Origin of the sequence: Kitasatospora sp. NPDC007106, assembly GCF_040634455.1 — a bacterium.
Taxonomy (GTDB): domain Bacteria; phylum Actinomycetota; class Actinomycetes; order Streptomycetales; family Streptomycetaceae; genus Kitasatospora; species Kitasatospora arboriphila.
Genome location: NZ_JBEYFP010000528.1, coordinates 1 through 4,221, shown reverse-complemented (window position 1 = coordinate 4,221; position 4,221 = coordinate 1). Strand labels below are relative to the sequence as shown.

General features: G+C 71.1%; 5 protein-coding genes. All 5 read left to right on the top strand.

The window, feature by feature from the left end; translation table 11 throughout:
- Window positions 1-92 precede the first annotated feature (92 nt).
- The 5 genes from ABZ641_RS27710 to ABZ641_RS27690 all read left to right on the top strand — a co-directional run bounded on the left by ABZ641_RS27710 (window position 93) and on the right by ABZ641_RS27690 (window position 4,049).
- A complete protein-coding gene (locus tag ABZ641_RS27710; protein ID WP_344627570.1) occupies window positions 93-473 on the top strand; it encodes a helix-turn-helix domain-containing protein in 381 nt (126 codons plus the stop codon).
- 181 nt (window positions 474-654) lie between these two features.
- Window positions 655-1,179 (top strand): 2-oxo-4-hydroxy-4-carboxy-5-ureidoimidazoline decarboxylase, encoded by a 525-nt coding sequence (gene uraD / locus ABZ641_RS27705; protein ID WP_344627571.1) that lies wholly within the window; start codon window positions 655-657, stop codon window positions 1,177-1,179.
- 48 nt (window positions 1,180-1,227) lie between these two features.
- Window positions 1,228-1,563, top strand: coding sequence for a hydroxyisourate hydrolase (gene uraH / locus ABZ641_RS27700; RefSeq protein ID WP_344627572.1), 336 nt, complete (start codon window positions 1,228-1,230; stop codon window positions 1,561-1,563).
- A 31-nt stretch (window positions 1,564-1,594) separates the two neighbouring features.
- Entirely contained in the window at window positions 1,595-2,515 is a 921-nt protein-coding gene (pucL, locus tag ABZ641_RS27695) for a factor-independent urate hydroxylase (protein ID WP_359985952.1), read from the top strand.
- A gap of 151 nt (window positions 2,516-2,666) precedes the next feature.
- Window positions 2,667-4,049, top strand: coding sequence for an 8-oxoguanine deaminase (locus ABZ641_RS27690; protein ID WP_344627574.1), 1,383 nt, complete (start codon window positions 2,667-2,669; stop codon window positions 4,047-4,049).
- Window positions 4,050-4,221 lie beyond the last annotated feature (172 nt).

Here is a 4,221-nt window from a genome sequence, read left to right as displayed (position 1 = left end):
CTGCGCGAGACCCTGGAGGCCGGGGCGACCCGGATCTCCGTCCAGATCAGCGTGCTCGGCGACGAGCAGTCCCCGGAAGGAGGGGGTACGCCGTGAGCAACGCCATGGAACACCCGCTCACCGCCGCGATAAAGCCGCTGCTGGACGCGGTGGGCGCCACCGCGGTCGAGCCGGCCGAGGCGCGCCCGGACGACGTCCTCCTGGAGTGGGACGGCGAGGCGGCCGTGGCGGTGCGGCTCCCGCACCTGAGCAGTGCGCTGGACCGGCTGCTCGCGGAGATGGTGCGCCAGTTCGACGGGCGCCCGCTGACCGAGCTCGACCGGGCCGAGAAGCAGCACGTGGTCGCCCTGCTGGAGGAGCGCGGGGCGTTCACCGTCCGCCACGGGGTGGAGACGGTGGCCTCGGCGCTCGGCGTCAGCCGCTTCACGGTCTACAACTACCTGAACCGGCAGGAAGGCTCCCGGAAGGGCTGACACCGCCCGCCCCGAGTCTTCACCGCCCGCCGCGCCGGGCCCATTGGCGGATCCCACACGACATCCCCCGGCAATCCGGCCCGCCGCGAAACGTAACCACCAACCGTTCAACAAAGTGTTGACGGTCTGCGGTGGTGGATCTAGCTTGTGCGAGTGGCACCACTCTTCAGGAGGTCCACCCGTGACCAACGAATCCACCGCTCCGACCGCGGACGCCGGGGCGCTTGAGTCCCTGGCGGCGGCCCCGGCCGCCGATCTGCGGGAGACGCTGCTGGAGATCTGCTCCAGCCCCCGCTGGGCCGAGGCGGTCGCGGCCGCCCGGCCGTGGCGGGACCGCACGGCCCTGCTCGACGCCAACGCCGCCGCCATGGCCGTCCTCGACACCGCGGACCTCGCCGACGCGATGGCCGGCCACGCCCGGATCGGCACGCCGAAGGCCGGCGACGCCACCTCCGAGCGCGAGCAGGCCGGCATCCGGGGAGCCGACAGTGCGCTCCTCGACGACCTGCGCGAGGCCAACGCCGCCTACGAGGCGAAGTTCGGCCACGTTTTCCTGATCTGTGCGACCGGCCGCACGGCCGCGACCATGCTCGCCTCGCTGCGCGAGCGCCACCCCAACGACGCCGCCACCGAGCGCGAGATCGTCCGCGGCGAGCTGCGCAAGATCAACGACATCCGCATCAACCGGCTGCTCGACGGGGCCTAGACTCCTGACGGTCAGTCAATTCCTGCCATCAGTAAGGTGTTTCAACCCATGACTGGCATCTCCACGCATGTGCTCGACACCAGCCTCGGCCGCCCGGCCGAGGGCGTGCCGGTCGAGCTGGCACTGCACACCGAGGGTGGCTGGAAGGTGCTCGGCACCTCCGCCACGGACTCCGACGGCCGGGCCAAGGACCTGCCGGCCGCGGAGGCGGGCTCGGTCGTCCGGCTGCTCTTCGACACCACCGCGTACTACGCGGCCCGGGGCGAGGCGGCGCCGTTCTTCCCCGAGGTAGCGATCGTCTTCACGGTCGCGCCCGCGCAGCACCACTACCACGTGCCGTTGCTGCTCAACCCGTTCGGCTACTCGGTCTACCGCGGAAGCTAGAAGACCGACCTGGAACCTTAGGAGCCATGCCATGGCCCACGTGCTCGGCCAGAACCAGTACGGCAAGGCGGAGAACCGCATCGTCCGGGTCTACCGCGACTCCACCCGGCACGAGATCAAGGACCTGAACGTCTCGGTCTCCCTGCAGGGCGAGTTCGAGGACGTCCACCTCACCGGCTCCAACGCCAACTGCCTGCCCACCGACACGACGAAGAACACCGTCTACGCCTTCGCCAAGGAGTACGGCATCGAGTCGGCGGAGGCCTTCGGCATCACGCTGGCCCGCCACTTCGTCGAGAACACCGAGCGCGGTGTGGTGCACAGCGCCCGCATCCGCATCGAGGAGTACACCTGGGACCGCATCCGGACCCCGGACAGCTCCGCCCGCTTCATCGGCTCCGAGGAGGTCGGCCACTCCTTCGTCCGCAACGGCCAGGAGGTACGCACCTCCGAGATCGTGTTCGACGGCGAGTCCGTCCAGGTGATCTCCGGGCTCAAGGACCTGGTCGTGATGAACACGACCAACTCCGAGTTCTGGGGCTACATCAAGGACAAGTACACCACCCTCCAGGAGGCCTACGACCGCATCCTGGCGACCCAGGTGACGGCCCGTTGGAAGTACGGCTACACCGGCCGCGACGACGAGCCGCAGCCGAACTGGAACCGCTCCTACAACCACGTGAAGCGCCACATGCTGGAGGCCTTCGCCGAGACGTACTCCTACTCACTGCAGCAGACCCTGCACGCGATGGGCACCCGGGTGCTGAACAACCGCGCCGAGGTGGACGAGGTCCGCCTGGAGCTCCCCAACAAGCACCACTTCCTCGTCGACCTGGAGCCCTTCGGCCTCAAGAACGAGAACGAGGTGTACTACGCCGCCGACCGGATGTACGGCCTGATCGAGGGCACCGTCCACCGCGAGGGCGTCGTCCCGGTCATACCCGTCGCCTGACCGGACCGGCACCCGCCCGCCACGGGCCGGACGGCGCCGCCGCGGGGCCCCTGTGCTTCCCCGCGCCGGCCTCCGCACCCCGTCCGGCCCGCCCCACCCGCCGCCCCGCCCGCGGCACACCCCCAGCCCTCGCCCCCAAGGAGTTCACGCCATGGCAGTCCAGCCCCCACCCGCCGACCAGCGGATCGTGATCGAGAACGTCGCCGTCGCGACGGTGGACGCAGACGACACCGAGTACGCCCGCGGCCACGTGGTGATCCTCGGCAACCGGATCGAGTCGGTCGGCGACGGCCCCGCCCCGCAGTGGCTGGACAACGTGGTGCGCCGGATCAACGGCGAGGGCCATCTGGTCACCCCGGGCCTGGTCAACACCCACCACCACTTCTACCAGTGGATCACCCGCGGCCTCGCCCAGGACAACATCCTCTTCGACTGGCTGGTCGCGCTCTACCCGACCTGGGCCCGGATCGACGAGAAGCTGGTGCACGCCGCCACCCAGGGCTCGGCTGCCGCGCTGCTCAAGTCCGGCTGCACCACCGCCTCCGACCACCACTACGTCTTCCCGCAGGGCGGCGGCGACGTCCTCGGCGCCTCGATCGAGGGCGTGCAGGAGCTCGGCCTGCGCTTCACCGCGCTGCGCGGCTCGATGGACCGCAGCAAGAAGGACGGCGGCCTGCCGCCGGACCACGCGGTGGAGCGGACCGAGGACATCCTGATCGCCTCCGAGGCCGCCGTCGACACGTGGCACGACGCCTCCTTCGGCTCGATGCTGCACGTGGCCCTCGCACCCTGCTCCCCCTTCTCCGTCTCCACCGAACTCCTCAGGGAGTCGGCCGTGCTGGCCCGCCGCAAGGGCGTCCGGCTGCACACCCACGGCTCGGAGACGGCCGAGGAGGAGCAGTTCTGCAAGGAGCTGTTCGGCATGGGGCCGACCGACTACTTCGAGTCCACCGGCTGGCTCGGCGAGGACGTGTGGATGGCGCACTGCGTCCACATGAACGACTCCGACATCGCGAAGTTCGCCGAGACCGGCACCGGTGTCGCCCACTGCCCCTCGTCCAACGCCCGTCTGGCGGCCGGCATCGCCCGCGTCCCGGACATGCTGAAGGCCGGCGTGCCGGTGGGCCTCGGCGTCGACGGCACCGCCTCCAACGAGTCCGGCGAGCTCGGCACCGAGCTGCGCAACGCGCTGCTGATCAACCGCCTGCACGGCCGCCCCGACGCGCTGACGGCACGCCAGTCGCTGCGCCTGGGCACCATGGGCGGCGCCCGGGTGCTCGGCCGGCAGAACGAGATCGGCTCCATCGAGGCCGGCAAGCTCGCCGACCTGGCCCTGTGGAAGGTCGACGGCATCATGCACTCCTCGATCGCCGACCCGGTGGCCGCGCTCACCATGGGTGCCCTGCCGCCGCTGGCGGTGCTGTTCGTCAACGGCAACGCCGTCGTCGAGAAGGGCGTGCTGACCACCGTCGACGAGGACCGGATCGCGCTGGCCTGCGCCCGCGCCGCGAAGGAGCTCGCCTCCCGCGCCTGACCCCCGCACTCCGGGCCGTACCAGGGACGGTACGCCACCCGGACTCCGTGGCCCCCGGCCGGCCCACAGCGGGCCGGTGGCCGTACGGAGCACAGCCCCCGGACCCACGGCGAGGGTCCGGGGGCTGCGGCGCGCCCGGGCCCGCTGCCGCCGGAACGGTCGAAGGCCCCGC

What these genes read in the sequence shown, in the direction of transcription:
- pucL (WP_359985952.1), top strand. Translation starts at nt 1,595, where the DNA reads ATGGCCCACGTGCTCGGCCAGAACCAGTACGGCAAGGCGGAGAACCGC.
- uraH (WP_344627572.1), top strand. Translation starts at nt 1,228, where the DNA reads ATGACTGGCATCTCCACGCATGTGCTCGACACCAGCCTCGGCCGCCCG.
- ABZ641_RS27690 (WP_344627574.1), top strand. Translation starts at nt 2,667, where the DNA reads ATGGCAGTCCAGCCCCCACCCGCCGACCAGCGGATCGTGATCGAGAAC.